The organism is Capnocytophaga sputigena (assembly GCF_900446695.1).
Taxonomy (GTDB): Bacteria; Bacteroidota; Bacteroidia; order Flavobacteriales; family Flavobacteriaceae; genus Capnocytophaga; species Capnocytophaga sputigena.
Genome location: NZ_UAVP01000007.1, coordinates 122,045 through 148,402, shown reverse-complemented (window position 1 = coordinate 148,402; position 26,358 = coordinate 122,045). Strand labels below are relative to the sequence as shown.

General features: G+C 38.7%; 23 protein-coding genes and 1 pseudogene. 13 read left to right on the top strand and 11 right to left on the bottom strand.

Annotated features, from left to right (window positions below; all coding sequences use genetic code 11):
- Nucleotides 1–24: 24 nt before the first annotated feature.
- From DR017_RS04580 to DR017_RS04555, 6 genes are all read right to left on the bottom strand, one after another.
- Nucleotides 25–582 (bottom strand): LemA family protein, encoded by a 558-nt coding sequence (locus DR017_RS04580; protein WP_002679893.1) that lies wholly within the window; start codon nucleotides 580–582, stop codon nucleotides 25–27.
- A gap of 37 nt (nucleotides 583–619) precedes the next feature.
- Nucleotides 620–2,179 (bottom strand): DUF3137 domain-containing protein, encoded by a 1,560-nt coding sequence (locus DR017_RS04575; RefSeq protein ID WP_002679916.1) that lies wholly within the window; start codon nucleotides 2,177–2,179, stop codon nucleotides 620–622.
- A 5-nt stretch (nucleotides 2,180–2,184) separates the two neighbouring features.
- A complete protein-coding gene (locus DR017_RS04570; protein ID WP_002679922.1) occupies nucleotides 2,185–2,799 on the bottom strand; it encodes a hypothetical protein in 615 nt (204 codons plus the stop codon).
- Nucleotides 2,800–2,818: 19 nt separating this feature from the next.
- Nucleotides 2,819–3,286 carry a hypothetical protein gene (locus DR017_RS04565; protein WP_002679891.1) on the bottom strand — a complete coding sequence of 156 codons (468 nt, stop codon included), beginning with the start codon at nucleotides 3,284–3,286 and terminating at the stop codon, nucleotides 2,819–2,821.
- 289 nt (nucleotides 3,287–3,575) lie between these two features.
- Complete coding sequence (locus tag DR017_RS04560; RefSeq protein WP_002679826.1) at nucleotides 3,576–4,313, bottom strand: LytR/AlgR family response regulator transcription factor; 738 nt, start codon at nucleotides 4,311–4,313, stop codon at nucleotides 3,576–3,578.
- A 5-nt stretch (nucleotides 4,314–4,318) separates the two neighbouring features.
- Nucleotides 4,319–6,178, bottom strand: a complete 1,860-nt coding sequence (locus DR017_RS04555) for a sensor histidine kinase (RefSeq protein WP_002680005.1) — start codon at nucleotides 6,176–6,178, stop codon at nucleotides 4,319–4,321.
- Nucleotides 6,179–6,475: 297 nt separating this feature from the next.
- Here DR017_RS04555 and DR017_RS04550 point away from each other — a divergent pair, with 297 nt between their 5' ends.
- Complete coding sequence (locus tag DR017_RS04550; protein WP_002679973.1) at nucleotides 6,476–7,219, top strand: murein L,D-transpeptidase catalytic domain family protein; 744 nt, start codon at nucleotides 6,476–6,478, stop codon at nucleotides 7,217–7,219.
- A gap of 110 nt (nucleotides 7,220–7,329) precedes the next feature.
- Here DR017_RS04550 and hemA read toward each other — a convergent pair whose 3' ends face one another.
- Together hemA and DR017_RS04540 are read right to left on the bottom strand one after the other, a co-directional pair.
- The gene (gene hemA, locus DR017_RS04545; protein WP_002679950.1) at nucleotides 7,330–8,580 is read right to left on the bottom strand and encodes a glutamyl-tRNA reductase; all 1,251 of its coding nucleotides are present in this window, start codon (nucleotides 8,578–8,580) and stop codon (nucleotides 7,330–7,332) included.
- A gap of 166 nt (nucleotides 8,581–8,746) precedes the next feature.
- On the bottom strand, nucleotides 8,747–9,667 hold the full coding sequence (locus DR017_RS04540) for a dimethylarginine dimethylaminohydrolase family protein (RefSeq protein ID WP_002679906.1): 921 nt from the start codon (nucleotides 9,665–9,667) through the stop codon (nucleotides 8,747–8,749).
- Nucleotides 9,668–9,870: 203 nt separating this feature from the next.
- Between DR017_RS04540 and DR017_RS04535 the strand changes: the two genes are divergently transcribed.
- The 4 genes from DR017_RS04535 (at nucleotide 9,871) to DR017_RS04520 (ending at nucleotide 14,573) form a co-directional block, all read left to right on the top strand.
- Nucleotides 9,871–11,217 carry a cytochrome ubiquinol oxidase subunit I gene (locus DR017_RS04535; protein ID WP_040361346.1) on the top strand — a complete coding sequence of 449 codons (1,347 nt, stop codon included), beginning with the start codon at nucleotides 9,871–9,873 and terminating at the stop codon, nucleotides 11,215–11,217.
- Between the two features lie 12 nt (nucleotides 11,218–11,229).
- Nucleotides 11,230–12,264 carry a cytochrome d ubiquinol oxidase subunit II gene (gene cydB / locus DR017_RS04530; protein ID WP_002679952.1) on the top strand — a complete coding sequence of 345 codons (1,035 nt, stop codon included), beginning with the start codon at nucleotides 11,230–11,232 and terminating at the stop codon, nucleotides 12,262–12,264.
- Nucleotides 12,265–12,380: 116 nt separating this feature from the next.
- Nucleotides 12,381–13,022, top strand: coding sequence for an outer membrane lipoprotein periplasmic chaperone LolA1 (lolA1, locus tag DR017_RS04525; RefSeq protein ID WP_002680044.1), 642 nt, complete (start codon nucleotides 12,381–12,383; stop codon nucleotides 13,020–13,022).
- Nucleotides 13,023–13,046: 24 nt separating this feature from the next.
- On the top strand, nucleotides 13,047–14,573 hold the full coding sequence (locus tag DR017_RS04520; protein WP_002679820.1) for an LptF/LptG family permease: 1,527 nt from the start codon (nucleotides 13,047–13,049) through the stop codon (nucleotides 14,571–14,573).
- Nucleotides 14,574–14,666: 93 nt separating this feature from the next.
- Here DR017_RS04520 and fmt read toward each other — a convergent pair whose 3' ends face one another.
- Complete coding sequence (gene fmt, locus DR017_RS04515) at nucleotides 14,667–15,587, bottom strand: methionyl-tRNA formyltransferase (RefSeq protein ID WP_040361343.1); 921 nt, start codon at nucleotides 15,585–15,587, stop codon at nucleotides 14,667–14,669.
- Between the two features lie 357 nt (nucleotides 15,588–15,944).
- Here fmt and DR017_RS04510 point away from each other — a divergent pair, with 357 nt between their 5' ends.
- From DR017_RS04510 to xerD, 6 genes and pseudogenes are all read left to right on the top strand, one after another.
- Nucleotides 15,945–16,172, top strand: coding sequence for a hypothetical protein (locus tag DR017_RS04510; protein WP_002680003.1), 228 nt, complete (start codon nucleotides 15,945–15,947; stop codon nucleotides 16,170–16,172).
- Between the two features lie 2 nt (nucleotides 16,173–16,174).
- Nucleotides 16,175–16,459 (top strand): Txe/YoeB family addiction module toxin, encoded by a 285-nt coding sequence (locus tag DR017_RS04505; RefSeq protein WP_002679918.1) that lies wholly within the window; start codon nucleotides 16,175–16,177, stop codon nucleotides 16,457–16,459.
- Nucleotides 16,460–16,616: 157 nt separating this feature from the next.
- Nucleotides 16,617–16,922 (top strand): annotated as a pseudogene (gene rplU / locus DR017_RS04500) (50S ribosomal protein L21); the annotation flags it as partial.
- A 34-nt stretch (nucleotides 16,923–16,956) separates the two neighbouring features.
- The gene (rpmA, locus tag DR017_RS04495) at nucleotides 16,957–17,217 is read left to right on the top strand and encodes a 50S ribosomal protein L27 (protein WP_002679833.1); all 261 of its coding nucleotides are present in this window, start codon (nucleotides 16,957–16,959) and stop codon (nucleotides 17,215–17,217) included.
- 134 nt (nucleotides 17,218–17,351) lie between these two features.
- Nucleotides 17,352–18,434: a BT_3928 family protein gene (locus DR017_RS04490; RefSeq protein WP_040361356.1), complete on the top strand. Its 1,083-nt coding sequence runs from the start codon at nucleotides 17,352–17,354 to the stop codon at nucleotides 18,432–18,434.
- A gap of 10 nt (nucleotides 18,435–18,444) precedes the next feature.
- A complete protein-coding gene (gene xerD / locus DR017_RS04485; RefSeq protein WP_002680013.1) occupies nucleotides 18,445–19,356 on the top strand; it encodes a site-specific tyrosine recombinase XerD in 912 nt (303 codons plus the stop codon).
- A gap of 63 nt (nucleotides 19,357–19,419) precedes the next feature.
- Here xerD and DR017_RS04480 read toward each other — a convergent pair whose 3' ends face one another.
- Nucleotides 19,420–19,818 (bottom strand): PUR family DNA/RNA-binding protein, encoded by a 399-nt coding sequence (locus DR017_RS04480; RefSeq protein ID WP_002679964.1) that lies wholly within the window; start codon nucleotides 19,816–19,818, stop codon nucleotides 19,420–19,422.
- Nucleotides 19,819–20,166: 348 nt separating this feature from the next.
- Here DR017_RS04480 and DR017_RS04475 point away from each other — a divergent pair, with 348 nt between their 5' ends.
- Complete coding sequence (locus DR017_RS04475) at nucleotides 20,167–21,918, top strand: ABC transporter ATP-binding protein (protein ID WP_002679848.1); 1,752 nt, start codon at nucleotides 20,167–20,169, stop codon at nucleotides 21,916–21,918.
- Between the two features lie 60 nt (nucleotides 21,919–21,978).
- Nucleotides 21,979–24,996 (top strand): DUF2135 domain-containing protein, encoded by a 3,018-nt coding sequence (locus DR017_RS04470; protein WP_002679862.1) that lies wholly within the window; start codon nucleotides 21,979–21,981, stop codon nucleotides 24,994–24,996.
- A 77-nt stretch (nucleotides 24,997–25,073) separates the two neighbouring features.
- On the opposite strand, the gene DR017_RS04465 is transcribed toward DR017_RS04470, so the two are convergent.
- The gene (locus DR017_RS04465) at nucleotides 25,074–26,243 is read right to left on the bottom strand and encodes an OmpA family protein (RefSeq protein WP_040361355.1); all 1,170 of its coding nucleotides are present in this window, start codon (nucleotides 26,241–26,243) and stop codon (nucleotides 25,074–25,076) included.
- Nucleotides 26,244–26,358 lie beyond the last annotated feature (115 nt).

Here is a 26,358-nt window from a genome sequence, read left to right as displayed (position 1 = left end):
AATAAACAAAATAATCCTCTATTTTTAATTAGAAAATAATCCAGCGACATCTACATTTTGTCGTTGGGCTTCGGTAGCGTATTGCCATTCGTATTTTTTAAAGCCAAAGAGAGAAGCTATTACATTGGATGGAAATACTACAATGCGGTCGTTGTAATCAGTAATGGAAGCACTGAGGTAACGACGACCCGCTGCCAATTGCTCTTCGCAATCACTGAGAGCGTGTTGCAGTTGCACAAACTGACTATTGGCTCTGAGTTCAGGATAAGCTTCGGCTTGTAGCATAATATTCCTGATAGTTGTGCTCGCTTCATCGGGTTGCAGATAAGGATTCTCGGCAAGTGTGGGTTGCACTGGACGGCGCAATTCGGTGATTTGCCTGAGAGTATCCTGCTCATAAGCCATATACTCTTTGGTAGTGGCAATGAGGTTAGGAATCAAATCAGAACGCTGTATAAACAAAGCGTCTAATGACGAAATGGCATTCTCTATCTGGTTGCTGCGTTTAGACAAACTGTTGAACGCTGCAATCACAAAAATTAATAGGAGTACTCCTACTGCGATTAAAATATAGGTTATCATAGGGCGGGGGTTAGGTTTCAGGGGTCAGGGGTTAGGGTTATCCCCTACCCCCTATTGTGTCAAGCATTTGCAATTGTTCTATAAGTTCACGGTATACACTTTCTACCATAGCGAGGTCTATCTTTTGGAAGAGCATCGCGGTAGGCGAATTATCGGTGCGCATTAGGGCATTGCCTTCGTTGGTAGCGATCACAATATTGTACTTGTTAATAGCGATATACACTTGTCCTTTGTGACGTTCGTTCAGTTTTTTAAGGCGTTGCATAAAGGCTGGAGTAAGCACATAGCGCGCTGTAATCTGGTCGTCGCAATACACTTCAAACTGTTTTTGAAACTCGGGGTCTTCTAAGCGTATTTTTTCTCCACCGCGGTTGAGGTAAGTAGCTATTTCATTGTCTTTAAGGTCGCTAAAGAAACCTTTCACGGGGTGGATTACAATAGGGTGTTCAAACTTTTTGGGAGAACGCGCTACAAAGTAATTCCCGTAGAAAACTACATCATCACCTTCTTTTTCGTTGCGGAAATTAGGGCGAAATGTAACACTGAGATTGCTCGATTGGAAAGGCATTCCGTTGTAATACCCTACGATTTGGTCACCTCCTTTAAGAGTATAACGTTCTGCTTTGAACAACAACGAATCTAAAAATTCGGCTATACCTATGTGTGCATTCTCGTAATAAGCAAACTGCGGACTGATATAATTCACTAATTTGCCAAAGATTTTCTTTTTCACTTGGGTATAATCACCAGCGCCAGAGAGTTGGTTTTGAGCATATCGTTTGGAGAGCATACCCCACACATAACTCCCTACAGTGATGATACCTATTACGATAAAGATATTCACAGGATTACTAAAACTCAATCTGCCTGAAGCGACTAAGAAACCTATCAAACCTATTAATCCAAAGGCAAAGGCGAATTGCACATAAGTCATTTTTTGGGTAGTGGTACGCCCTTTTTCCATAGCAGCGAGTTCAGCACCAAATTCGTTTTCAGCAAAAGTGCAAAACTCTTCAACAGGTTTGAGCACAATCGTTTCTTGAGGAGCTGTTGCTTGTGAAGAAGTTGTTTCATCGCTGTAAAGCTCTTGCATTACAGTGTTGTAAGTAGCTAAATTTTGCGGCTGGTTGAGCACGCGTTTCAGTTCGGGGGCTGCATATTTAGCAATAGGCAACTCAAAATTTTGCGTTCCTATAGATACGTATAAATAAGTAATAGGGTCTAACTGATACTTCACTTTTCCTAAAGGTACGGTAGTGAGGTAGGTCTCTATTTCATTCTGGATACGCACCTCCTGACCTTGTTGCAAAAGAGCGAAAAATTCATCTACTTTTTTAGCGCGGGTAAAGATAGTGCGAGTGCGCATTATAGGGTAGTAGAGCGAGAGCAAAATAGCAACGGGGAGGATATACTTGATATGAGGTGGAATGCTGTCGCTGCTGCTAAGTGCTTTGCTGATAAAAGGCAAAGCAAAAACAGCGAGTAGTGTTATTACAATCACCACCAATGCAATTACGAGAATAAGGTTGCGAAGTGCGATTTTCTTTTCGCGTTCACATTCCTTTAGTACGAGTTCTTGGGCTTCTGTTAAATTCATTTTTATTAGTTTTCAGACACTTCAAACTTACCACCTTCTTCAGTTTTTAAAAGATGGACTCTGTAGTAATAACTTTCTGATTCACCCTTTTTATTCATATCAATATAGATGGTATTCATTATATGATTGGGAAATTTGCTTCTTCTTTGTTTATCAATGATAATTTCGGAAACAGTAAAGTTATGAAAATCAGCAAAATCTTTGTTTTCTGCTAAAAATTTCTTTGCTTCTTGTATTTCAGTACCAATGCGAGCATAAGGTATATCCGCTGCTTTGAAGATAAACTCATCATCTCTGTCTTTTGGACGAGCTTGAGGTTCACCCACAGCTACTCCCTGAGCATCTACGTGTTGAGAGAAAAATTGTTTGTCACCTGGGTTAAAATAACCAACCGAAATATCCTTAAACACATCGTTCATAGGACCTTCACTCCCAAAATGTACTCTAGTAAACTCTTTATCAGCTAAAGGACTTTTCTCTAAAGCCGTTTTCAACACACCGATAATATCTTTATCGGCAAAAGTTATTTTTTTATCCTCTTTTTTAGAGTTGTCATTACCACCACAAGCGGTAATCAAAAGGGCTACTACTGTCCCTACTACGAATACGATTTTTTTCATACGATATTTATATTTAAAATTAATTGTTTTTCTTCCACAAGGCTGAAATGCCTACATTTTGGTCTTTTTGTTGTACAGGGTATTTGCTGTTGATAGCGTCGAGGATATCGGTATCAAAATCTTGGTTGCTACCGTATATAGTTCTGATAATCCATTGCCCTATCCAGCCTCCTTCAGAGTAAAGCATTTTGAGCCAACCTTTCATAGTACTGCGGTCAAAACCGAGGTAAGTATCCTCACGGCTCATATCATCGGTCATTGGAGCATATTTGGTGGTGATGAGCGTACGGTGATAAGCGTTTTTGGCTACAAAAATGCGATCTTCAGCATTACCAGTTCCCAGAAACTGAGCGGCTGCACTACCTTTTTTGAGAAATTTTACCTCATACTTGTTACTGAGCTTTTCTTTTAATAGCTCAAATAAGTCTTCTAAAGATACTTTTCCTTTGAGAAAAGTAATGGTGATGTTCTTGTCTAAGAGTCCCATAGATGTTACTTTTTTGATTTTTTGTTATTTGTTTATAAATTTCACGCGGCAAAGTTAAGAATTTACCCCCCCCATTTGTTAAAATAAAGTTAAACTTTTGTTAAACTTTTATTTCAAAGTTTATAGATAAGGGTTAGTTCCAAAATCTACAAAAGAAAAGAAACTAAAAAAGGAGGTATCTCTTGAGGCAAAAGTATGAGATATATAATTATAAAAAGAAGAATTTCAATATTCGCGGAAGTTGGGTAAATAAGTGCGGAAGAAGTTTGACAATTTGCCGATTTGCCAATTAGTTTTTCAACAAAAAATCTTGTACGTATTCGCGCTTGCGGTCGGATACGGGGAGCGTATGACCGGTAGTAAGTTCTAAAAGTCCATCTTTGTAGTACTTCTTTATATAGGTGCTATTCACCAAATACGACTGGTGGCAACGCACAAATTGCGTTTCGGGCAACAGCGATTCGTATTCTTTTAGCACTTTACTCACTACAATTTGCTGTTTATCGGCGAGGTAGAAGGTAGTATAGCCTTTATCGCTTTGGCAATACACAATATCTTGTACGGGTACTATTTGTATGCAATCAGAAGTTTTGAGAGCGAGTTTGGTCACTTCTTTCTTTTCGGTGTAATACTGCATTGCCAATTGCATTTGGTGTTGATTGAACTTGTACTGCTCTTGTTTTTGGTAACAGCGCAATAGGGTATCGTTTAGAGTAGTTTTGTCTATAGGTTTTAGCAGATAGGCAAAAGCGCCTAAATTTAGGGCTTCCATAGCAAACTGATTGAAGGCGGTGATAAAAATAATCTGCAAACTATCAGTTTTTATCCGTGAAAAAAGTGTAAAACTATTGCCATCAGCAAGCTGAATATCCGAAAGAATGAGTTCGGGTTGCAAAACAGGGATTTCTTTTTCGGCTTTAGCAATTTCGGAAGCATAGCCTACGATTTGCACAAACGGAAGAGCCTCTACTAAGGAGATGAGGTATTTTAAAATATTAGTTTCGTCTTCTAAAATATAAACTTTCATATCAGTTAAGAGGGTATTACTGGGATTACAATTGTTACTCGGTATCCCGTTTCGGGAGGGGACAAGGGGGCAGCTTCAAAATAAGCATTGCCTTTTTGTTGGGTGTTAAACAAAAGGTCTAAACGCTCTTGGGTAATCAGTTTAGAAAGCGATTTTTTATGAGGGTTAGGCACCCCTTTGCCATTGCCATTATCAATAAGGATAAGATGCAGTTTGTTGCCTTTTTCCTCTATGGTGAGCGTGAGCACTCCTTGGTAGTTGATATTTTTAAAGCCGTGTTCAATAGCATTTTCTACAAAAGGCTGAATGAGCATAGGCGGAATCAAGTAGGCTTCGGTATCCAAATCGGTTTCCACGTGAAAAGTAAAACGATTCTCATATCGCATTTGCTGAAGTTTTACATAAATTTCAATGGCTTCTATTTCCTCTTGTAAGGTGATCGTCTCTTCGCGGTTTAACTCCAATTGTTTTCTAATAAATTGAGAGAAAGCTACGAGGTAACTATTGGCACGCTCAGTTTGCTGATCGCCGACAAGTCCTTGCAGGTTAGCGATTGCGTTGTATATAAAATGCGGATTTAGTTGTAGTTGTCGGGTTTGTTGTTCCAAGAGCAATTGTTTGTTTTCAGCTTGGAGTTGTTTGTTTTTAGCTTTCAACAGCCTACGGTTGTAAAAGAGATAGAACAACACCAAAATTACCCCCAGAAAGAATACAATAGTTATAATGAGGAACTTCTGTTGAGAAATTCTCTTTTCGCTCAACTCGTTGTTTATTTTTAGAGTCCTGATTTGCAGGTCTTTTTTCTCGGTTTGGAACTGAGTGAGCAATTCGTTGTTTTTATCGGCTTGTATGGATTTTTCGCGAGCTGCGAAAAGGGTGAGTACAGTATCCAATGCGTAGTAAGCATTGCGGTAATCACCTTTCTTTTTATAAGCCTCGTTGAGAGCGCGATAGTAGTTAAAACTGTTCGCAGGATCAGCACCGATAGCGCGATTCATTGCAATTGCCTCGCGTGAGTAGTAGATAGCCGAATCATACTGTTTGTTTTGCAGAAAGGTACGCGACATATTGAGAAGCAACTGAGGGGAAAGATTACGGCGCTTTTTTGCCACTTGAAAACTCTGTTGCATTATCGCCAGTGACTGTGCGTTTTTGCCTGTAAGTTTGTAGTATTCGGCTTCAAACTGATGCAAGCGATTGAGAGCTTCAGGCTCGTTCAATTTTTTAGCTAAAGGAGCCGCTAATGCGTAGTATTTTTCAAAATCACTGATGTTTTTCTCGCTGAGGGCAATCATACAACAAATATCGTAATACCGTTGTCGCACGCGGGGGTACTGCTTGTAAGGGTGGTGATTTATATATTGTTGTACGTATTTTTTGCTTTCGGTATAATTGCCAAAACTCAACGCATTTAGGTAAGCATACTTAGCCAACTCATCGTATAATCTGTATACATTTCGGCAATGGTGTTGTTCTGCTATTTGGGTTTGTTGCAAGAGAGCTTTTACAGTTTGGTGAGGTGCTAACGATTTGTACTCATTTTTTGCTTGCAAACTCTCTACAAAGTGCAAAACTGCTAATTCATATTGATTATCTTTCAGTTGCACTGCATTTAAAGCATAAGTAATACTATCTTTTTTCTTTTCAGCTTTTAGCAAGCGCACTTTGGTAAGCCAATAAGCAGGAGAGTTACCCCCCTGCTGAGATGGAAATGTTTCAGCTATAAATTGTTTGATTGCTGCAGCTTGTTGGTTCTCTTTCACCGTATCAAGCGACATTATAAAGCGCACTGTTTCGGCATCTGCTTTTTGGGCTAAAGCAGTGCTAAAACAAAAGGAGAAAAGAGCGATAAGCAGTGTGCGCATAAAGTTGTTATTTTCAATCAGAAAGCAAAAGTAGTAATAATTTGTCAATTTGCCAATTTGCTAAAACCTAAAACCTAACCCCTAACCCCTGAAACCTAAAAAAACGGTATAATTATTGCGTCATAAAAACAACTTCCTCTTACAAATGCTTGTAAAACCTACCGCAAATCAGTTTACAACGTTAAATAATTGTTAAAGTTGTGTGTAAATATACACAATATGGGAAAAATATACTACTTTTGCACCCAGCAATGATTTCTTAGTATTATTTTTTTTAAAACACCCCTTAACAACACTATGAACAAAAGGTACTTTTTTTTATTTCTTATCTTTGTTTTGAGTACATTTTTGTACTTTGCGAATGCGCAAACACACTTGAGTAAGGAAAAGCAATTGGCTTTGAATAAAGCAGAACTAAACATCAAAGAATTGTATAGTGAGCTCAATGCCGCTCAGTACGACCTTAGCTTTGAGGCATTTCGTTATGCTTATATAGGCTATCAATCTCTCAAAAAACAACACCGCTTAAACGATAAAGAACTCTTCTCAATTATCGATTTCACAAAAGATTGTAACTCCAAGCGTTTTTATACTATCGATTTAGAAAAAATGAAAATCGTGTACTACACTTATGTAGCTCACGGCAAAAAAAGCGGCGAACGCGTAGCTACTTCTTTTTCGGATGTAGTAGAATCTAACAAAAGTAGTATTGGTTTTTACATCACTGGAGAAACTTATGAAGGTAGTAATGGCTATAGCCTAATGCTTCACGGCGATGAGAAAGGTTACAACAGCAATTTGGCAAAACGCGCTGTAGTAATTCACACTGCCGATTATGCTAACGAAAGCTATATCGCTCGCAACGGACGTATGGGCAGAAGTTTGGGTTGCCCCGTGTTGCCCCCTAATATCTACAAGCAAGTAATCAATACTATTAAAGATAAAACAATGATTTTTGCTTACTACAATGATGCTAAATACTTAAAAACTTCTAAATACTTAAATGTTTTAAAACTTATAGAAGACGACTCAGTGTTCTAAAAAAATTAAAGATGAATTTTGAAAAAACATTTGAACCTAAAAAGAGAGGCTGCCTATATAAGGCAGCCTCTCTTTGTTTATAATTCGCTATTATGTATATTTTCAAAATTTTAAGCACTCACTTCTAATTGGAAGACTTCTTGTAACCAACTGATGCTTTCATCGATAGACGATGTGTCTTTCAGGTGATTTACCAACTGAGTAGTAATTTTTTGAATGATGCGATTGCTAATGAGTTCAGCTTGTTCCTCGTTGAAATCGCTAATCTTCTTGCGATGAAAATCCATTTCAGCATTTTTAAGGCTTTCGAGTTTAGATTTCAGCGCTTTAATAGTAGGTGCAAATTTGCGATTGTCTACCCATTGGAAAAACTCTACTTTCACCTCTTCTATAATTGCCAAGGCTTGCGGAATAGCTTCTTTGCGACGTTCTAAGGCTTCATCTTTGCGTTTAGAAAGTTCATTCATATGCAAAAGGGTTACATTAGGGAGTTGCGCAACCTCTTCAGCTACATTTTTAGGGATAGAAAGGTCTAATATAAGAATAGGTTTATTAGGGTTGATAAATTCCTCGTGTACAGTAGGAGTAGCTGCTCCAGTAGCAACTACAAGTACATCGGCTTTGCTAATTTCAGTTTGCAAATCGGCAAAATCTTTTACCACTACGTTGAATTTTCCTGCTATCTGCTCAGCCTTCTCACGTGTGCGGTTGATAAGAGTAATATGTTTATTTTGGGTGTGCTTGATAAGGTTCTCACAAGTGTTACGACCTATCTTTCCTACTCCAAAGAGGAGGATATTTTTTTGTGATACTTCAGGCACATTTTGCATAATGTACTGTACCGCTGTAAACGATACTGAAGCAGCTCCTGAGGATAGGGCTGTTTCATTCTTGATGCGCTTGCTAGCATTGATTACACAATTCATCAATCGCTCTAAGAAAGCATTTGCCAATCCTTTGTCGCGTGAGAGCGCAAAGGCTTGTTTCATCTGCCCTATGATTTCAAAATCTCCTAATATTTGGCTATCTAGACCTGTACCTACTCTAAAAAGGTGTTCTACAGCTTCTTTGCTTTTGTTTACATAGCCTACTTTTTGGAAATCATCTACCGAGCCTTTAGCGTATTCACATAGCAATTGAATGAGTTGAAAAGGGTGTTCGGCATAGCCATAGAGTTCCGTGCGGTTACAAGTAGAAATAACTAAAAGCTCCTCAAAACCTTCTTCTTTAGCTTGAGTGAGCAATTGGTCTTTGTTTTCAGGGGTAAGACTAAACATCCCACGTATAGTCGCATCTGCTTTTTGGTAACTAAGCCCTATGCAGTAGAAAGATTTGTTCTTTGAGATAGAATGTTGTGTCATAGCTTGTTAGTGATTGATACTACTTACAGTTGTTTTTTCAGGGGCAAAAATAAGAAGTTCGCTGTAAATAAAACAAGATACAGCGAACTTTTATCATTAAAACACCTAAATATGTAAGCAGTCTAAATAATTTGGTGCGAGCCGCACGGGCTAATTTGCTAATTGGTTAATCGGTAGTACGGCAGAGTGGTAAGGTAGAGCATCGCAACAATCCTTCTTGTTTGGCAATTTCGGAATATGGAATTTCCTCTACAGTGAAGCCTTGTGAGCGCAACCATTGGTTTAGGCGAGTGAAATTCTTTTCGGAAACCACTACTTCTGGACTGATAGAAAACACATTACTGCACATATTGTACATTTCTTCTCGCTCTATATGGAAGAGGTTTTCTTTGCCAAAGAGGTCTACCAAATATTGATAATCAGCTTCGGATCGGAAGCCTCCTTTGTAGATAATCCCTTTGTCTTTTCCTACGGGCTGGAAGCAGCAATCGAGATGCAGGGCATTGTCGCGTGCTTCAGTTTTTGATTTGAGCAAATCAAACTCCTTCACTTTTTTATGAGGAAAAAGCTGCTGGATAAAGGCAACGCCTGCCATATTAGTACGCGCAGTTACTTGTTCTTTATAGTCAGCACCTTTATAAGTACCAATAAAAATATGGTCGTTCCAAGGCATTACATCGCCACCTTCTATATGTACATCGGCGGGAGGAGTAATTACTTTTTCAGGAGGTATTTGAGCGACAATGTATTCAATAGCCTGAAATTCAGCTTGTCTATCGGGCAAGATATTCGCTTTGATAAAAATATCTTCAATCACAAAACCAATATCGCGAGTGAATATTTGGTTGCAATCGGTAATAATTTCAGGGCGATATACTTTTACATTGTATTTTTCAAGTACTGCACGAAAAGCATCCATTTCGGCTACCATATCCTTTTCTATAGGATAGGTACCTGCTTTGATGTGCTCTGCCGACTTAGGGTCGTAGGCTTCTTCGAGTTTAGGAGTAGGTCCATTGCTGGTAGCCGTACCTAAAATTACGGCTTCTAACCTATTGGTTTCGTTGGTGATGTGTAATTTTATCATACTGATATTGTCTTGTTTTGGGCAAAGATACAAATAATTTATCAATTTGCAAATTTGTCGATTTGCTAATTTACTAATTTTCAAATTTGCTTATTTAATTAGAAACAATATAAATTATCACTATTTTTTTAGCTTTTCTTTGGGAATCTCAATCACTTAGTGTATTTTTGTCCCATCTTTTACTAATTAATTTACTCAATGATATGGAAACAGAAATTTTAGCACGTGTGCAGTTCGCACTAACGATTGCGTTCCATTACATCTATCCGCCTTTAAGTATAGGAATCGGACTATTAATGGTAGCCTTTAAAGGTATCTACCTACGCACTGGTAAAAAAGAGTACGACAGGCTCGCTCGCTTCTGGACGCGCATCTTCTCTCTTACCTTTGGTTTTGGTGTAGCTACAGGGATTGTGATGGAATTTGAATTTGGTACCAACTGGGCTACCTATTCGCGTTATGTAGGTGATATTTTTGGTAGTGCTTTGGCTGCTGAGGGTGTTTTTGCTTTTGCGCTTGAAAGTACTTGTCTTGGTATTGTACTTTTTGGCTGGAACAAAGTAAAACCTATATGGCACTTCTTGGCTACCCTTGGGGTGTGGTTAGGATCTATGTGTTCAGCTATTTGGATAGTAGTTGCAAACAGCTGGCAACAAACTCCTGCAGGTTATGTTGTACAAGGAGAAGGTATGCAAGCTAAAGCCGTAATCACCGATTTTTGGGCGATGGTGTTCAATCCTTCGAGCGTAGATCGTATATGGCACGTATGGCAAGGAGCTTTCTTAGCTGGTATCTTCTTAGTATTGAGCGTTCACGCTTGGTATTTACTCAAAGGTCGCCACGTAGAAATCTCTAAAAAAGCCTTTAGAGTAACCCTTATCATTGCTACTGTTGTATGCTTGTTGCAATTGGTTTCAGGACACAGCTCTGCCGATGGTGTAGCTAAAAATCAACCTGAGAAATTGGCAGCTATGGAAGGACACTTCAAAACAGGACCTGGTGATGCTTATATTGTAGGTTGGGTAGACCAAAAAAATGAGGAAACTCACGGATTGAGTATTCCTAAAGGACTTTCGTATATGGTGCATTTTGATGCTGATACTCCCGTAACAGGTCTCGACCAATATCCAGTGGAAGACCGACCAGGGCAAGTGAATGCTGTATTCCAATTCTATCATATAATGGTAGCTATTGGTATGTTCCTCATTGCACTCACTCTCTACGCTTCTTTCCTATTGTGGAGAGGCAAATTGTACAACAAACGCTGGCTCTTGCATATTTTCGTATGGAGTGTATTGTTGCCACAAATAGGTAATCAAGTAGGTTGGTTTGCAGCCGAAATGGGTCGCCAGCCTTGGATTGTGTACAAACTCTTGCGCACCAGCGATGCCCTTTCTAAATCGGTATCAGCTAACCAAATACTTTTTGCGATTATCTTATTTACCGTTATTTATATCATCCTCTTCGCTCTATTCATCTACTTGATGAACAAGAAAATCGTTCACGGTATAGATGAACACGAAGGACAAGAACAATTACAAACAGCATAACATTATACAGATATGGAAACATTTTTAGGAATCGACTACCCTACGTGGTGGTTCATCATTATAGGATTTTTGATTACAGGCTATGCTATTTTAGACGGCTTTGACTTCGGAGCAGGAGCTTGGCATTTGTTTTTCGATAAGAAAAAAGAACGCCGCGTAGCTCTAAACGCTATCGGACCAGTATGGGACGGTAATGAAGCGTGGTTAGTAATCGGGGGAGCAGGTATTTTTGCTGGTTTCCCACTAATGTATGCCGAATTGTTTTCGGCTATGAATACGCCTTTTATGCTTTTCCTCACCTTTATTATCTTTAGAGCTGTATCTATTGAAGTACGAGGCAAAGAGGACAGCGATCGTTGGCGCAATACTTGGGATATTGTATATAGCGTGTGTAGCATTGTATTGCCTGTACTCTTAGGTGTGGTAATTGCCAATGTACTACAAGGACTCCCATTAGACAAGAATTTCGTATACCAAGGAGGCGCTCTCTTTACATTCCTTACTCCTTATGCACTGCTTGTAGGTGTAATGACTTTGTTGCTTTTTATGGTACACGGAGGTTTGTATTTACTCATCAAAACTCACGGTGATATGCACCACCGTATTGAGAAACGCATCAATTACGCTTATCTCGCTTTTGTGGTAGTATTCACAGCTGTAGCGATTTACAGTATGCTCACACCGCATTTAGCTGAAAACATTGCTAATAGCACTGCGCTAAAAGTATTCCCTACTCTATTGCTTCTCAGCATCTTGAGCATAGCATTCTTTATGAAGAAAAAAGACCATAAAAAGGCTTTTGTAGGCACAATACTCACTATTGCTTTCTTTATGATAGTAGCCGCACTCAACTTGCACCCTACTTTCTTGAGAACTACTTTAGAAACAGGCAATAGCATCACAGTTTACAATGCTGCTGCTTCTCAAAAATCATTAGAGATTATGCTCACTATCACAGCGATAGGTGCACCTCTATTGCTTATCTACACTTATTTTGCTTACAAAGTATTCTGGGGCAAAGTAGAAATTGACGAAAATAGTTATTAATAAAATTCATAAAACAATCAACAAAAGCCAAATAGTAAAAAGGCTATTTGGCTTTTACTTTGATTGGCACGGAAATTGCTTGTAATCTTGAGCTAAAATCATTAAAAACACTGAAAATGAAAAGAATACTATTGATTATTATCGCTCTTTGTAGCGTAACCATACAAGCCCAACAGGTTGATAAAGCTAAAAAACTATTAGATGAAGTATATGCTAAAATGATAGCCTACAACAACATCTACATAGATTTTAGATACAACCTCGATAATGTTGCCGAAAACATCAATCAGGAGACTAAAGGTAATGTAACCATTGCCAAGGATAAGTACGTGCTAAACTATTTAGGAGCTACTAAAATGTATGACGGTAGCAAAACCTACACTATAGTTCCTGAAAACGAAGAAATTACTATAGAAAAAAACGCCACCGACGATAGTACTATCACCCCTTCTAAAATGCTTACCTTCTACAAAAAAGGTTATAAGTACAAATGGGATATACAACAAAATGTGCGCGGTCGCAAAATACAATACGTAGAATTGAAACCTCAAAAAGCTAATAGCGAGGTAAAACAAATTCTCTTAGGTATTGACATTCAAACCAAACACATCTACAACCTTATAGAAATAGGCAAAAACGGCACAAAAACCACTATTACAGTGAATACTTTCAAAACCAATCAGCCGTTATCGGCTAACATCTTTAAGTTTGACCGCGAAAAATATAAAAAAGACGGTTATACTATCACCGAAATGTAGTTGTTAGTCCGTTAGCTTAGTTGTATGAAAATCATTGACCGCTATATCATTACTCAGTTCCTCAAAAATTTCCTCGGGGCACTCTCTATTCTCATTCTCATCTTTGTATTCCACACTATTTTCACATACATCGATGAGCTGGCAGGACGTGGCTTGGAACTTTGGATTATATTCAAATTCCTCATTTATTTCATTCCGCAACTCATCCCTATCATTATGCCTCTGGCGGTGGTTATCGCCTCGATTATGACCTTTGGATCTTTTGCCGAAAGTTATGAGTTTGCCGCAATGAAAGCCTCGGGTATTTCACTGATGCGTGTAATGCGACCACTGATTATCTTAATGGCATTGTTGAGTATAGGCACTTTCTTCTTGGCTAACAATGTGATTCCGGTAGCCTATCGCGAGGTGTATACCCTCAGGTCGAACATTGCCAAAGTAAAACCTGCAATGGCAATAGCCGAAGGGGTATTCTCTAATATAGGAGAAGATATCAGTATTAAAGTAGGTAAAAAAAGTGGTGACAACGACCAATTTTTAGAGAGTGTGCTTATTCACAAAAAAACACCCGATAGAGTGAACCGCACGGTTATCAATGCTAAACGCGGTGAATTGAAAAGCGCTAAATCTAACCCTAACTTCCTACAACTCATCTTGGAGGACGGTACTTATTACGAAGATATCAAAACCAATACCTACGAAACACAACAGAAAATGCCTTTTGCCAAAGTGCATTTCAAAAAATACGTAATCAACCTCGACCTTTCTCACCTAAACAATGTAGATTTCAACGAAAAATCCGATGCTACTACTTATAGAATGATGAACGTAAATCAGTTAGATTATGCTATCGACTCACTTCGTTCGGATTTCAAACAAAACATCACCGATTATGGAAATAATATGTTCCGTCGTACAGGCTTTAGCACTGCCCCTCCTCCCCCACCAATACCTGCTGATAGTTTGCCACAAAAGAAAAAAGCTGCAGCACCTATAGAGGTAAAATCGGTTGCACAGCTGCTAAAAATGCTCAATAACAACGAGCAACAACGTGTGCTTGAGATGGCTATGAACAACAACCAAGCACAGTTAGACAATGTAGAGTTTCGCCAGAGTGACCTTGAGTATCGCTACAAACTGATGAACTTGCACATAATGAACTTGAGCGATAAGTTTGCGCTCACCATAGCTTGCTTTGTACTCTTTTTTGTAGCTGCTCCTTTAGGCGCTTTAATCCGTAAGGGAGGTATAGGCTTACCATTAGTTTTCGCGATGATATTGTTCTTATCCTATTATTTTATAGGAATGTTTATGAAGAACATAGCCGAGAACAACACTATCAACCCCGCTTTAGCTCCGTGGATTCCCGCCTTGATATTAATGCCTTTAGGCATTTATCTCACCGCAAGAATTGCCAAAGACAAAGAAGTTTTCCATTTCCCTCTCACACACAAGTTGATGGTATGGACAAAGGATAAAGTTAAAAAAGTGAAAAGTAATAAGAAGAAAATTATTAAATCTCCTCAACCTACTAAGCTGAATAACAAATAAAAACAATTGTAAATCAATAATAAAAAAGACTTTGCAGCATCAAAAATGCTACAAAGTCTTTTTTTAACAATATATTTTGTGTAAATTTGAGTTTTATTCAAAAGAAAAACCATTGAGCAAATCAGCAGTTTTCATACGTTTTTTGGCGGGGAGTTGCAATTCTAAGAGCTGGATAAAACCATCTTTCACTGCTACGCGCAGTTGTTTCTTTTCTGTGAAAAGTTTCCCGATAGGTTCATTATGAGTTGCAGGTTCAAACACAGCATCATACACTTTGGCAGCAAGCTTTTCTCCCTTATGAGGAAACTCCGCCCAAGCAGTAGGATACGGACTCATCCCTCTAATGAGGCGTTCGATAGTCATCCCGTACTCTTCCCAATTGATTTTACAAGTCTCTTTATATATTTTAGGAGCTTCGGTAAAAGTAATCTCCTTATCTTGCGGTTGTGTGGTGCAAGTACCATCGGCGATACTATCTACTGTTTTGAGCACCAAATCTGCCCCTTGCAGCATTAGTTTATCGTGGAGTGTGCCGGCTGTTTCGTGTGTATCGATAGGGGTAACAGCTTGAGCGATAATTGCCCCAGTATCAATTTTTTCATCTATAAAAAATGTCGTCACTCCCGTTTGTTTTTCGCCATTGATAATCGCCCAATTGATAGGAGCTGCACCTCGGTAGTTAGGCAAAAGTGAAGCGTGGAGGTTGAAAGTACCATATTTAGGTAATCGCCATACCACTTCAGGCAACATACGGAAAGCTACTACTATTTGTAAATCGGGTTGGAGGGCTTTAAGTTCACTAAGGAAATTCTCATCTTTGAGTTTCAAAGGTTGAAGTACAGGTATACCTTTGCTTTCGGCATAAACTTTCACTGGCGACTGATGCAATTTTTGTCCGCGACCAGAAGGTTTATCAGCAACAGTTACCACGCCTACTACGTTATAATTATTTTCTACTAAGGCTTTTAGGGACGCTAAAGCAAAATCGGGCGTTCCCATAAATACAATTCTCATTTTCTTCAATTAACAATTAACAATTGACAATTAACAAAGTCTTACCTTTTATCTCTCAGCTCTCAAATACTCATTTTCTTGTTTAAGCTGTGCAATGAGTTCATCTTTGGCTTTGATAAGTTGCTCGGTAATTTCGCGCAAAAGTATAAAATTTGACACTAATAGTAAAGTCTTTTGAAGTAAAAATTTTAATAGTTGTATCTAATTATGTAAAGCAATAAGTATTCACAAAGGCACAATACCCAAAAAATATTGCGCTTTTTTGGCAGTGAGCAAAAACAATGAGCTCACAAGAATGGAATAAATAAAATTGCGTAATGATAAATAATTATTACCTTTGCAAAAAATAAACATAATATGGACACAATTAAAATAAAATTCAATAATGCGACAGATTTTTATATATTTGAACCTCTTTTCAAACGGTTTAATGTAAAGATTTACAACGACACGAAAGACATTGAAGAAAAAGACGATTCTTTGATGACTAAGGAAGAGTATTTCGCAATGATTGACAGAGCAAGAGCTGGAAAAAAACACAAAATCAGTCGCGAAGAAATGAGAAAAATGCTTTTAGAAGGATAAAAATGGAAGATGAAACTTACAAATTAAAATACTCTGATGAGTATCTAAATCATCTAAAAAAGCATCTAAAATCTGGACAAAGAAAAGTACTCGCCAAAATTGATAGTTTACTTGATGAGATAGAAACTCACCCAACTACAGGAACAGGACAAGTTGAACCTCTAAAAGGGTATGGTGAACGCAATGTTTATTCTCGTAGAATCGACAAGAAACACAGATTAACTTATGAAGTTTTTGAAGAAGAAAGGTATATTGAAATTCTATCTGCATACGGACACTATGAGTAAACTATAGAAAAGAATATTCTTATTAAGAACAACACACCCCCCGATTATACCTGTCAAACAAATCTAAAAACCAAAAAATCCTCAAAAAATTTTGCCACGTAAAAAATAATTCGTACTTTTGCCGCCGATTTAAACAATAATTAAAAACGTTAAAGCTATGTATGCAATTGTAGAGATAGCAGGGCAACAATTTAAAGTAAGCAAAGACCAAAAAGTTTACGTGCACCGTTTGCCTAATGCAGAAGATGAAAAAGTAACTTTTTCTAACGTACTTCTCATTGATAACAACGGAGCTGTAACTGTAGGCGCCCCAGCTATAAACGGAGCTTCAGTAGAAGCTAAAGTTTTAAAACATTTGAAAGGAGACAAAGTGCTCATTTTCAAAAAGAAAAGACGTAAAGGTTACAAAGTGAAGAACGGACACCGTCAGTATCTCACCCAGATTGTAATCGAGAACATTGTTGTAAAATAATTGTTAAACTTAAAAATCTAAGAAAATGGCTCACAAGAAAGGTGTCGGTAGTTCAAAGAACGGTAGAGAATCACACTCTAAACGCTTAGGCGTGAAAATTTTCGGTGGACAAGTTGCCATCGCTGGAAACATTATCGTTAGACAACGTGGAACTCAACACAATGCTGGCGAGAACGTGTACATTGGTAAAGACCATACTTTGCACGCTAAAATAGATGGTATCGTAAAATTCGAGAAAAAGAAAAACGATAAATCTTATGTTTCTGTTATTCCATTAGAAGCATAATTGTAAAGTTTTAAATTAATTAAAAAATAAGAGTTATTCATTTTATGAGTAACTCTTATTTTTTTACCTAAAAGACAAGGAGTTTGGCAAAGTTTTTGAGGCAAAACGAGGCAAAAAAAAACAATTATCGCAATATGAAATATCTTGTGCAACTTTGCCGTATATTAGTAGGTGTTACTTTCATCATCAGTGGGATGATAAAACTCAACGACCCTATGGGTTTTTCTTTCAAATTAGAAGATTATTTCGCCCCTGGTGTACTCAATTTGCCTTTCCTCGTGCCTTATGCTTTAGCATTTGCTATCTTTGTGTGCATTTTTGAGGTAGTTTTGGGCGTAACTCTATTAGTAGGCTACAAAAAGAAACTCACACTGTGGCTTTTGCTCGCTATGTTAGTATTCTTTGGCTTCCTTACTTTCTATTCGGCGTATTTTAACAAGGTAACCGATTGCGGTTGTTTTGGCGATGCCATCAAATTTACTCCTTGGCAATCGTTTACTAAAGATTTAGTGCTTTTAGCACTCACTTTGGTCGTTTTCTTCGGTCAGAAATATATTCATCCACTTACAAAAGGCAAACTACCCTTGGTTGTAACTTGCTTATCTGTGCTTTTCTGCATCATCTTCGTTTATTACGTGTACAACCACTTGCCAGTGAAGGACTTCCGCGTGTACAAAATAGGTACTAATATCCCTAAAGGTATGGAATTACCTCCTAATGCTGTTACTTACTATTGGACTTTTAAAATAGATGGGCAAAACAAAGTGATTGAAACTAAAGACCCTTCCTTCCCTAAAATAGCGGGTGAGTACGTGAGTCTTACTTCTAAAACCGAAATGCCTCCTATCCACGACTTCTACATTCAGGATAAGGATAGAACCACCGATTATTTAGAGGAATTCATCAACAAAGACAAACTTTTGATGGTGATTTCCTATCGTCTTGACCGCGCTAACCAAGAGGCGTTTAAAGCTATTAAAACTGTTACCGATAAAGCAATGAAAAACGGCTATACAGTAATAGGTCTCACTTCACAAATGGAAAAAGCGCCTTATATCGTAAAGAAATACGAACTCAACTTCAACTTCTATTACAACGATGCCACTACGCTAAAAACGATGATTCGCTCTAACCCAGGGCTTATTACCCTCTCCAAAGGAACTATCATTGATAAAAAACACTATAACGACAGTGAAAAATTATCCATTGATAATTAACAATTAACAGGTGTGGCGTGAAACAAATATAGCTTTTCAGCATTATCTGCGACTGCAACGAGGCTTGTCGCAGAATACGGCCGTATCATACGGTTTGGATATTGAAAAACTTATCTGCTATTTAGAAAAATACAACATCACCGAAACTCCCAACAACATTGAGGAAGACACTTTGCGACAATTCGTGTACGAAGTAGCTAAAGATTTGAACGCACGTTCGCAAGCACGACTCATTTCGGCATTGAAGAGTTTTTTCAAATTTATGATGTACGAAAAAGGGCGTGAAGACTTCCCGATGAGCCTCATTGAAAGCCCCAAAATAGGCGTAAAACTCCCCGATACCCTTTCGCTACAAGAGATAGATGCGATGCTTGCTTCTATAGATTTAAGCACCGATGAAGGTCATCGCAACAAGGCGATGATAGAGATGCTCTACGCTTGCGGATTGCGTGTATCGGAACTCATTTCGCTTAGATTATCCGATTTGTTTTTTGATGAAGATTTTATCAGGGTGATGGGAAAAGGCAGCAAACAGCGGTTGGTACCTATTGAGGCTTACACTCAAAAGCAAGTGAAGCAATATATAGACAACCAGCGTCGACAGCTAAAAATAGCCAAAGGACACGAGGATTTTGTATTCTTAAACAGAAGGGGAAAACAGCTCACACGAGCGATGATTTTTACGATTGTAAGACAAGTAGCGGAAAATATAGGGTTACAGAAGACAATTAGCCCCCATACATTTAGGCATTCGTTTGCCACGCACCTACTGGAGAATGGTGCCAACTTGCGCGCTATACAAATGATGTTAGGTCACGAGAATATTACTACTACTGAAATATACGTACACGTTGAGAAGAGTTATTTGCGAGAAGCACTTATAAAGTACCACCCACGCCAGAAGATGAGCTTTACCCAATAGCCCATTACGTCATCACTCTTAATATTACAATGAGTGAAGCTCCACCTTGTTAGCGTTTTTTAGTTAGAGGTCTTCAAAATCAAGGTTGCGATAAGCACCATTCGTAACACCATTGGCAGCTCCATTAGTTCTTACGCCTTCCAATCGCTCGGCATATAGCTCTCTTTTAAAATCTTTTTGATGGCGTTCAGAGATTACTTCTTCTCCTTTTTCATCAAAAACATAAGCAGTCATTTCGTTTAAAATGTCCTTAAATAATTCAAAATCTTCTTTGTAGAGATAGATTTTGTGTTTTTTGTAGTGTACAGACCCATCGTCGTGCGTAAACTTCTTACTTTCAGTAATGGTCAAGTAATAATCATTAGCGCGTGTAGCCCTCACATCAAAGAAGTAAGTGCGCCTACCCGCCCTTAGGACTTTTGAGAAAATCTCCTCATTGTCCAAAAATTCTTTTTCTTCCATTGTACGTACGTGTTTTTATTATTCGAGTACAAAAGTCTATAAATAGAGAATACTACGCAAGTTTTTTAGCAATTATTTTATCTTTAAACCTATATTTTATTATAATTTTAACATATATACTGCTAATATAGCATTTAAACATAAAGTTATTAAAAAGGTTTCAGGTGTCAGGGGGTTGGGGACAGGTATCTGGGGGCTGGGGGCAAGTATCTGGGGGTTGGGGACAGGTTTCAGGGGGCTGGGGTTAGGTATCTGGGGGCAAGGAGTAAGCACTAACGACTAAAAACTAACGACTAACTACTAAACTTTAATAATTATTTTGTACTTTTGCAGTCTTAAAAGAAAACAATGTCTGAAAAAACATCACGCACTAAACATACATTTCATCAGTTATCGCGCTTTGTAAAACCTTATCGAGGCGTATTTATAGCAGTCGCACTCTTTGCGGTACTTTCTTCTATTTTTTCAACGGCTCAGCCTTACCTCATAAAAGTAGCAATAGACGATTATATCACCCTTAAAAACTACGAAGGGCTGTTGCGCATCACCTATATATTAGTAGCCTTGCTCTGCGCAGAAGTACTGATGCAATTCCTATTTTCTTATTATTCTAACTGGCTGGGGCAAACCGTTATACGCGATATACGCGAAAAACTCTTCGCTCACTTGTTACGCCTGAAGATGCGATATTTCGATAAATCGTCGATTGGTGTACTGGTAACCCGTGCGGTGAACGATATGGAACGCATAGGTGAGATTTTCAGTTCAGGACTTTTTGAGATGGCAAGCGATGTGCTCAAAATGTTGGTTATCACCATCGTAATGTTTGTAATCGATTGGAAATTAGCGCTCATCAGCTATGCTACTATGCCACTAATTCTCTATTTCACTCGTTGGTTTCAGCGTTCTATGAATGCTGCTTTTGTGGAAGTGCGCAAAGAAGTGGCTAACCTCAATGCCTTTGTGCAGGAGCGCATTTCGGGTATCAAAGTGGTACAGCTTTTTGCCCAAGAGCGCGAAGAATTAGAAAACTTCAAGAAAATCAACGAGAAGCACAAGCAAGCGTGGCTCAAAACAATATGGTATAACTCTATCTTCTTCCCTATTGGCGACTTGTGTGTATCGATTACCATTGCCCTTATCGTGTGGTTTGGCGGACGAAAAATCGTAGGCGATAATGTATACGATTTAGGGAATATCTTCTTGTTTATACAACTCTCACAACAGCTTTTCCGCCCTATTAGGCATATCGCCGATAAGTTCAACACCTTGCAGATGGGTATCATCGCTTCCGATCGTGTGTTTGCTATTTTGGAAACTGAAAACGACTCGGAAACTGAAGGACATAAGGAACTTACTGAAGTGAAAGGGGCTATCCAATTTAAAGATGTTCACTTTGAATATATAGCAGGCGAAGAAATTTTGCACGGCATCAGTTTTGAAGTCAAAGAAGGTGAAACCATTGCTATTGTGGGGGCTACAGGCGCTGGAAAAACTACAATTACCAATTTGCTAAACCGATTTTACGACCTTAGCTCTGGCGCAATTTACATCGATGGGGTAAATATAGAGGAATACACCCTCAGTTCATTGCGAAAACACATCGCTACTGTATTGCAAGATGTATTTTTGTTTGCCGATAGTGTGCTGAACAACATCACCTTGAAAAATCCCGCTATCACTGAGGAAGAAGTGATTGCAGCAGCTAAAAGCATAGGCGTTCACGATTTCTTGATGAGCTTGCCCGAAGGTTATCACTACAATGTGAAAGAGCGCGGTACAATGCTTTCGGCAGGACAACGCCAGCTCATTGCTTTCTTGCGCGCTTATGTACACAAACCACAGATTCTCATTTTAGACGAGGCAACTTCATCAGTCGATTCTCATTCTGAACAACTTATACAAGAGGCTACCGATAAAATGACCAAAGGGCGCACTTCTATTATCATCGCCCACCGCCTTACAACGGTGAAAAAAGCCGACAAAATTATTGTGTTAGACAAAGGAAGAATTGTAGAAACGGGCACTCACGAGGAGTTGCTACAAATAGAGAATGGTTACTACCACAATTTGTACGAAGTGCAGTTCTTAGACGAATAATTTTTTTTGGTATATTGTTTGATTTACAGCTAACAAGTTTCATCAAAACATTGTTTAGTAATGAAAATCAAACATTTTTTATCTTCAGTAGCTTTACTGCTTCCCTTAGTAATCACCGCACAGAAATCGGTGGTGCCCGAGGTGAAGGTAGTAAACGAACGCAATGCCAACCCGATGGTGTTGCAAGACCTCTCCATAGACATATTGGTCATAGGGCAAACAGCCGTTACTACTATGGAAATGACCTTCTACAACCCCAATACCCGCGTAATGGAAGGCGAGTTTCAGTTTCCTCTTGCCGACGGTCAGCAGGTGTCACGCTTTGCCTTGGATATCAACGGCAAAATGCGCGAAGGAGTGGTGGTAGACAAAGCCTTAGGGCGCAAAGCCTTTGAGGACATAGTGCGCAGGGGCATAGACCCTGGTTTGTTAGAAAAAACAGAGGGCAATAACTTCAAAGCCCGTGTGTATCCTATGCCTGCCAAAGGCACTCGGCGTGTGCTCATCGCCTTTGAACAAGAGCTACACGAGCGCGACGGACAGGATTATTACTTCTTGCCCATCACAGCTAATGTAACCCTTAAAAACTTCAAAGTACGCACCGAAGTAGTATCGCGCTTTGTAAAAGCTGATATTCAAAACAGCTTGCAATTAGACTTCAAGCAAGCGCGCAACAGCTATATCAGCGAGGTGAGCCAACAGAATTTTGCGCTCAACCAAAATATAGCACTCACTTTCCCAAAAATTGAGAAACCACAAACTATTAGCGCCACTAAAGGCAACAAAACCTATTGCTACGGCAATATCACTTTGGCTACTGCCCAACCCAAAAACAGACCTACCCCTAAGGAAATAGGGCTTTTATGGGATGCATCACACTCGGCAGCCAATCGCGATAGAGCAAAAGAATTTGCTTTCTTAGAAAGCTATTTCAAGGAAGTAAAAGATGTGAAAGTCATTCTTAGCAGTTTCAATATTCGCTCTGACAAACCCCTTACTTTTGAAGTGAAAAACGGCAATTGGCAAGTGCTGAAATCGCATTTAGAAAGTTTGCAATATGATGGTGCTACCGATGGCAATGCTATCAATTTCAGTCTCAAAGCCGATGAATTGCTCCTCTTTAGCGATGGCATTTTCAATTTTGGCAGTAAAGAATTTTCAGTAAAAGAAGTGGTAAAACAAGCTAAAACCCCTATAACGGTAGTCAATGCGTCGGCAGTTGCCAATACCCCAAAAATGCAATACCTCGCCAATGCTACGGGGGGTAGCTTTATAGATTTGACCACTCTCTCTACCGAGCAAGCACTAAAAGCAGCACAAACTGTACCTTTCCAACTACTGGATATAGAAGTGAAAAATGGCAAAGTAGCCAAAATTTTCCCACAGAAAGGCACAGCTATTAGCAAAGGTAATTTCACTCTTGCAGGAGAATTACAAACTAAAGAAGCTACTTTAGTACTCAGTTTTGGCTACCCTAAAAATGTAATACTACAAAAAGAAATACATTTGGCAGCCAACCCTGATGCTTCGGAAAGTGAGTTCGACCTTTTGCGCCGTATATGGGCAGAAAAACAAATTGCTCAATTAGAACGCGAAGGCGCTGAACAAAAACAAATAGATGCCGTAGGGCGTGAGTATGGCATTGTAACCGAAGGTAATTCACTTATCGTTTTAGAAACCGTAGAAGATTATGTGCGCTACCGCATTACACCTCCTGAAGAATTGGCTAAAGAGTACTATGCGATACTAGACTCTCAAGCAGAAGAGAAAAAAGAGAGGAAAAAGGAAATTTTAGAAGACCTTATTGAGCAATCAAATGAGCAAACAGAATGGTGGAAAACTGTATATCCTCTAAAAGATAAAAAAACTAAAAACAAAAAGCAGCTAAATGTGGTAGTAGATGAAACAACCGACAATCGTGCTGAAATAAAAGATGAGGTTATAGCTTCTGCTGAAATAGCTAAAATGGAAGCATCTGTGCCTCAAGCTGAAGTTCAAGCTCAAGCGCGAGGAATCAGTATGAGAGGGATAAGCTCTGTTTCAGAAGATACTGATAGCGCAGAACTCAATGAGGTAGTAGTAAGGGGTTACGCTCCAGTAATGAAAAGAAGTCTAACAGGTTCTGTTTCTGTTGTAGCTACAAATGATGTGAGGGTTGAAAATACTCCAATAGCAAATATAGAACTCAATGCTTATAACCCCGATACTCCTTATCTAAAAGTAATGGAATATACTGAAGAAGCTAAAGCCGTAGAAACCTATTACAAACTGAAAAAAGAATACGGCACAACACCTGCTTTCTATGCCGATGTAGCCGATTATTTCTTCAAGAAAGGCAATCGCGAGCAAGCTATTTTGGTAGTATCTAATTTAGCGGAACTCGGTTTGGACGACCCGCAACTACTTAGAGTATTAGGTTATAAACTCAGTCGTTATAATGCCAAAAAAGAAGCAGTACAAGTATTCCAAAAAATAGCAGTCATACGACCAGAAGAACCTCAATCTTTCCGCGATTTAGGCTTAGCTTTAGCCGATGACACTCAGTACAATGAAGCGGTGAAGAACCTTTACAAAGTAATTACTGAAGATTGGAATGACGACCGATTTGAAGATGTAAAGCTCATTACTCTGAATGACCTCAACAGTATCATAGCGCGCAATAAAAACGTAAAAACAAGCTATATCGACAAGCGTTTGCTCAAAAAAGAGCCTGTAGATGTGCGTGTAGTACTCTCTTGGGATACCAATGATTGCGATATGGACTTATGGGTAACCGACCCTAAAGGCGAGAAATGTTATTATCAAAACACACTCACTTATCTCGGTGGAAAAATATCAGACGACGTAACTGAAGGTTATGGACCTGAAGAGTTTATGATTAAAAAATCTATGAAAGGTCAATACAAAGTGCAGGTGAATTACTATGGTAGCAATTCCCAAAAGCAATTGATGCCCGTGAGTTTGCGAATTACTTTCTATACACACTTTGGCACACCGCAACAAAAACAAGAAGAAACAACGATACGTCTCAACGAAGAAAAAGATGTAATTGAAGTAGGTGCTTTTCAAGTAAAATAGATAACAAAAAAGCGGGGCTTAAAAGCCCCGCTTTTCTTTAGTAATTCTTATTTTTAAGTTTCAAATTATCTAAATAATTACTCAACAATATTAGCGATACTTACGCGGTTCCAATCTGGTTCGCTGAACATATCACCGATACCATTACCTTCAGCTTCGATTCTATCAGCTGAGATTTTGTAACGTTTAACTAAGAGAGTTTTAACAGCTTCAGCGCGAGCAGTAGCCAATTTTTTGTTTTTCTCTAAGTCACCTTCAGGAGAAGCATAACCTTTTATACTTACTTTAGCATTTCTATATTTGTTAAGGTAAGAAGCGATACGCTCTACGTTAGGCAATTGAGATGCATCAATAGTACTTTTAGCTACACGGAAAGTAACTACAGACTCTAAAGTTTTCTTGTTTTTAGTAACAACTTTCTCAACTACTTCAGGTTTTTTGTTACGAGCAGCTTCTAACTCATCTTGCAAGTTTTTGATTTGTTTTTGGTTATCAGCTAATTGTTTGTTTTTGCCGTTCAACTCATCGCGAAGTCTTGCTAACTCAGCGCTGTTATCAGGAGCTTGAGCAGCTGTAGTGAAGTGGTGAGCACCATTGCTACCTTTGAAACGGTAAACTACACCAGCAGTTACTTGAGTCCAAGAGTTTTTAAGGTTCAACTCATTTTGAGAGTTAGATTCAGCACGGTTTTCTACACCATCAACAAAGTAGATAAGTGCTGGGCTGATTTTGATACCCCAAGCTTTGCTTTGACCTAAGTTGAACAACAAGTTAGAACCAAATTGGCTTGTCATACCATTCAATACTTTAGGAGCTTTTCTGTTATCAGCACCTTGTGGGTATAAGTGACACCAGCCTAAACCAGCAAAACCTTCAACTTCAAAGAAACGAGGAGTTCCTTTGTAACCAGCGATAAGGTTGCTCAAGTTTACAGTACCTACCAAACTTACATTTGACATATCTACAAAGTTACCATACTCTGTAGCATTATCAAAATCTACTGGACGTACATACGCCATACCTTCAACGCCTAAACGGAACGCTGGAGAGATTTGTTTGCCTATCTCGGCTCCAAAAGTGGCACGGGTGTTTTTGATGAAGGCTTCACGGGTAGTCCAAGAGAATCCACCACCTTTAACACCTACTTGCCAGTTGTCAAAAAATTTGCTCTTACTTAGCATTTCTTGTGCGTTAGCACTTACGAAAGTTGCAACGATAGCTGCAACACTTAAAAGAGTTCTTTTCATAAAAATAAAATTAAAAAAAAACTTATTCACGATTAATATGGCGGCAAATGTATAGCTATTTTTTGTAACTACCTCATTTTTGAACAACAAAAATGCATTGCCTTTTCATTTTTAA

Bases quoted from the DNA above. Each gene is read 5' to 3' on its own strand.
- DR017_RS04580 (WP_002679893.1), bottom strand. From the start codon at position 582: ATGATAACCTATATTTTAATCGCAGTAGGAGTACTCCTATTAATTTTT.
- DR017_RS04575 (WP_002679916.1), bottom strand. From the start codon at position 2,179: ATGAATTTAACAGAAGCCCAAGAACTCGTACTAAAGGAATGTGAACGC.
- DR017_RS04570 (WP_002679922.1), bottom strand. From the start codon at position 2,799: ATGAAAAAAATCGTATTCGTAGTAGGGACAGTAGTAGCCCTTTTGATT.
- DR017_RS04565 (WP_002679891.1), bottom strand. From the start codon at position 3,286: ATGGGACTCTTAGACAAGAACATCACCATTACTTTTCTCAAAGGAAAA.
- DR017_RS04560 (WP_002679826.1), bottom strand. From the start codon at position 4,313: ATGAAAGTTTATATTTTAGAAGACGAAACTAATATTTTAAAATACCTC.
- DR017_RS04555 (WP_002680005.1), bottom strand. From the start codon at position 6,178: ATGCGCACACTGCTTATCGCTCTTTTCTCCTTTTGTTTTAGCACTGCT.
- DR017_RS04550 (WP_002679973.1), top strand. From the start codon at position 6,476: ATGAACAAAAGGTACTTTTTTTTATTTCTTATCTTTGTTTTGAGTACA.
- hemA (WP_002679950.1), bottom strand. From the start codon at position 8,580: ATGACACAACATTCTATCTCAAAGAACAAATCTTTCTACTGCATAGGG.
- DR017_RS04540 (WP_002679906.1), bottom strand. From the start codon at position 9,667: ATGATAAAATTACACATCACCAACGAAACCAATAGGTTAGAAGCCGTA.
- DR017_RS04535 (WP_040361346.1), top strand. From the start codon at position 9,871: ATGGAAACAGAAATTTTAGCACGTGTGCAGTTCGCACTAACGATTGCG.
- cydB (WP_002679952.1), top strand. From the start codon at position 11,230: ATGGAAACATTTTTAGGAATCGACTACCCTACGTGGTGGTTCATCATT.
- lolA1 (WP_002680044.1), top strand. From the start codon at position 12,381: ATGAAAAGAATACTATTGATTATTATCGCTCTTTGTAGCGTAACCATA.
- DR017_RS04520 (WP_002679820.1), top strand. From the start codon at position 13,047: ATGAAAATCATTGACCGCTATATCATTACTCAGTTCCTCAAAAATTTC.
- fmt (WP_040361343.1), bottom strand. From the start codon at position 15,587: ATGAGAATTGTATTTATGGGAACGCCCGATTTTGCTTTAGCGTCCCTA.
- DR017_RS04510 (WP_002680003.1), top strand. From the start codon at position 15,945: ATGGACACAATTAAAATAAAATTCAATAATGCGACAGATTTTTATATA.
- DR017_RS04505 (WP_002679918.1), top strand. From the start codon at position 16,175: ATGGAAGATGAAACTTACAAATTAAAATACTCTGATGAGTATCTAAAT.
- rpmA (WP_002679833.1), top strand. From the start codon at position 16,957: ATGGCTCACAAGAAAGGTGTCGGTAGTTCAAAGAACGGTAGAGAATCA.
- DR017_RS04490 (WP_040361356.1), top strand. From the start codon at position 17,352: ATGAAATATCTTGTGCAACTTTGCCGTATATTAGTAGGTGTTACTTTC.
- DR017_RS04480 (WP_002679964.1), bottom strand. From the start codon at position 19,818: ATGGAAGAAAAAGAATTTTTGGACAATGAGGAGATTTTCTCAAAAGTC.
- DR017_RS04475 (WP_002679848.1), top strand. From the start codon at position 20,167: ATGTCTGAAAAAACATCACGCACTAAACATACATTTCATCAGTTATCG.
- DR017_RS04470 (WP_002679862.1), top strand. From the start codon at position 21,979: ATGAAAATCAAACATTTTTTATCTTCAGTAGCTTTACTGCTTCCCTTA.
- DR017_RS04465 (WP_040361355.1), bottom strand. From the start codon at position 26,243: ATGAAAAGAACTCTTTTAAGTGTTGCAGCTATCGTTGCAACTTTCGTA.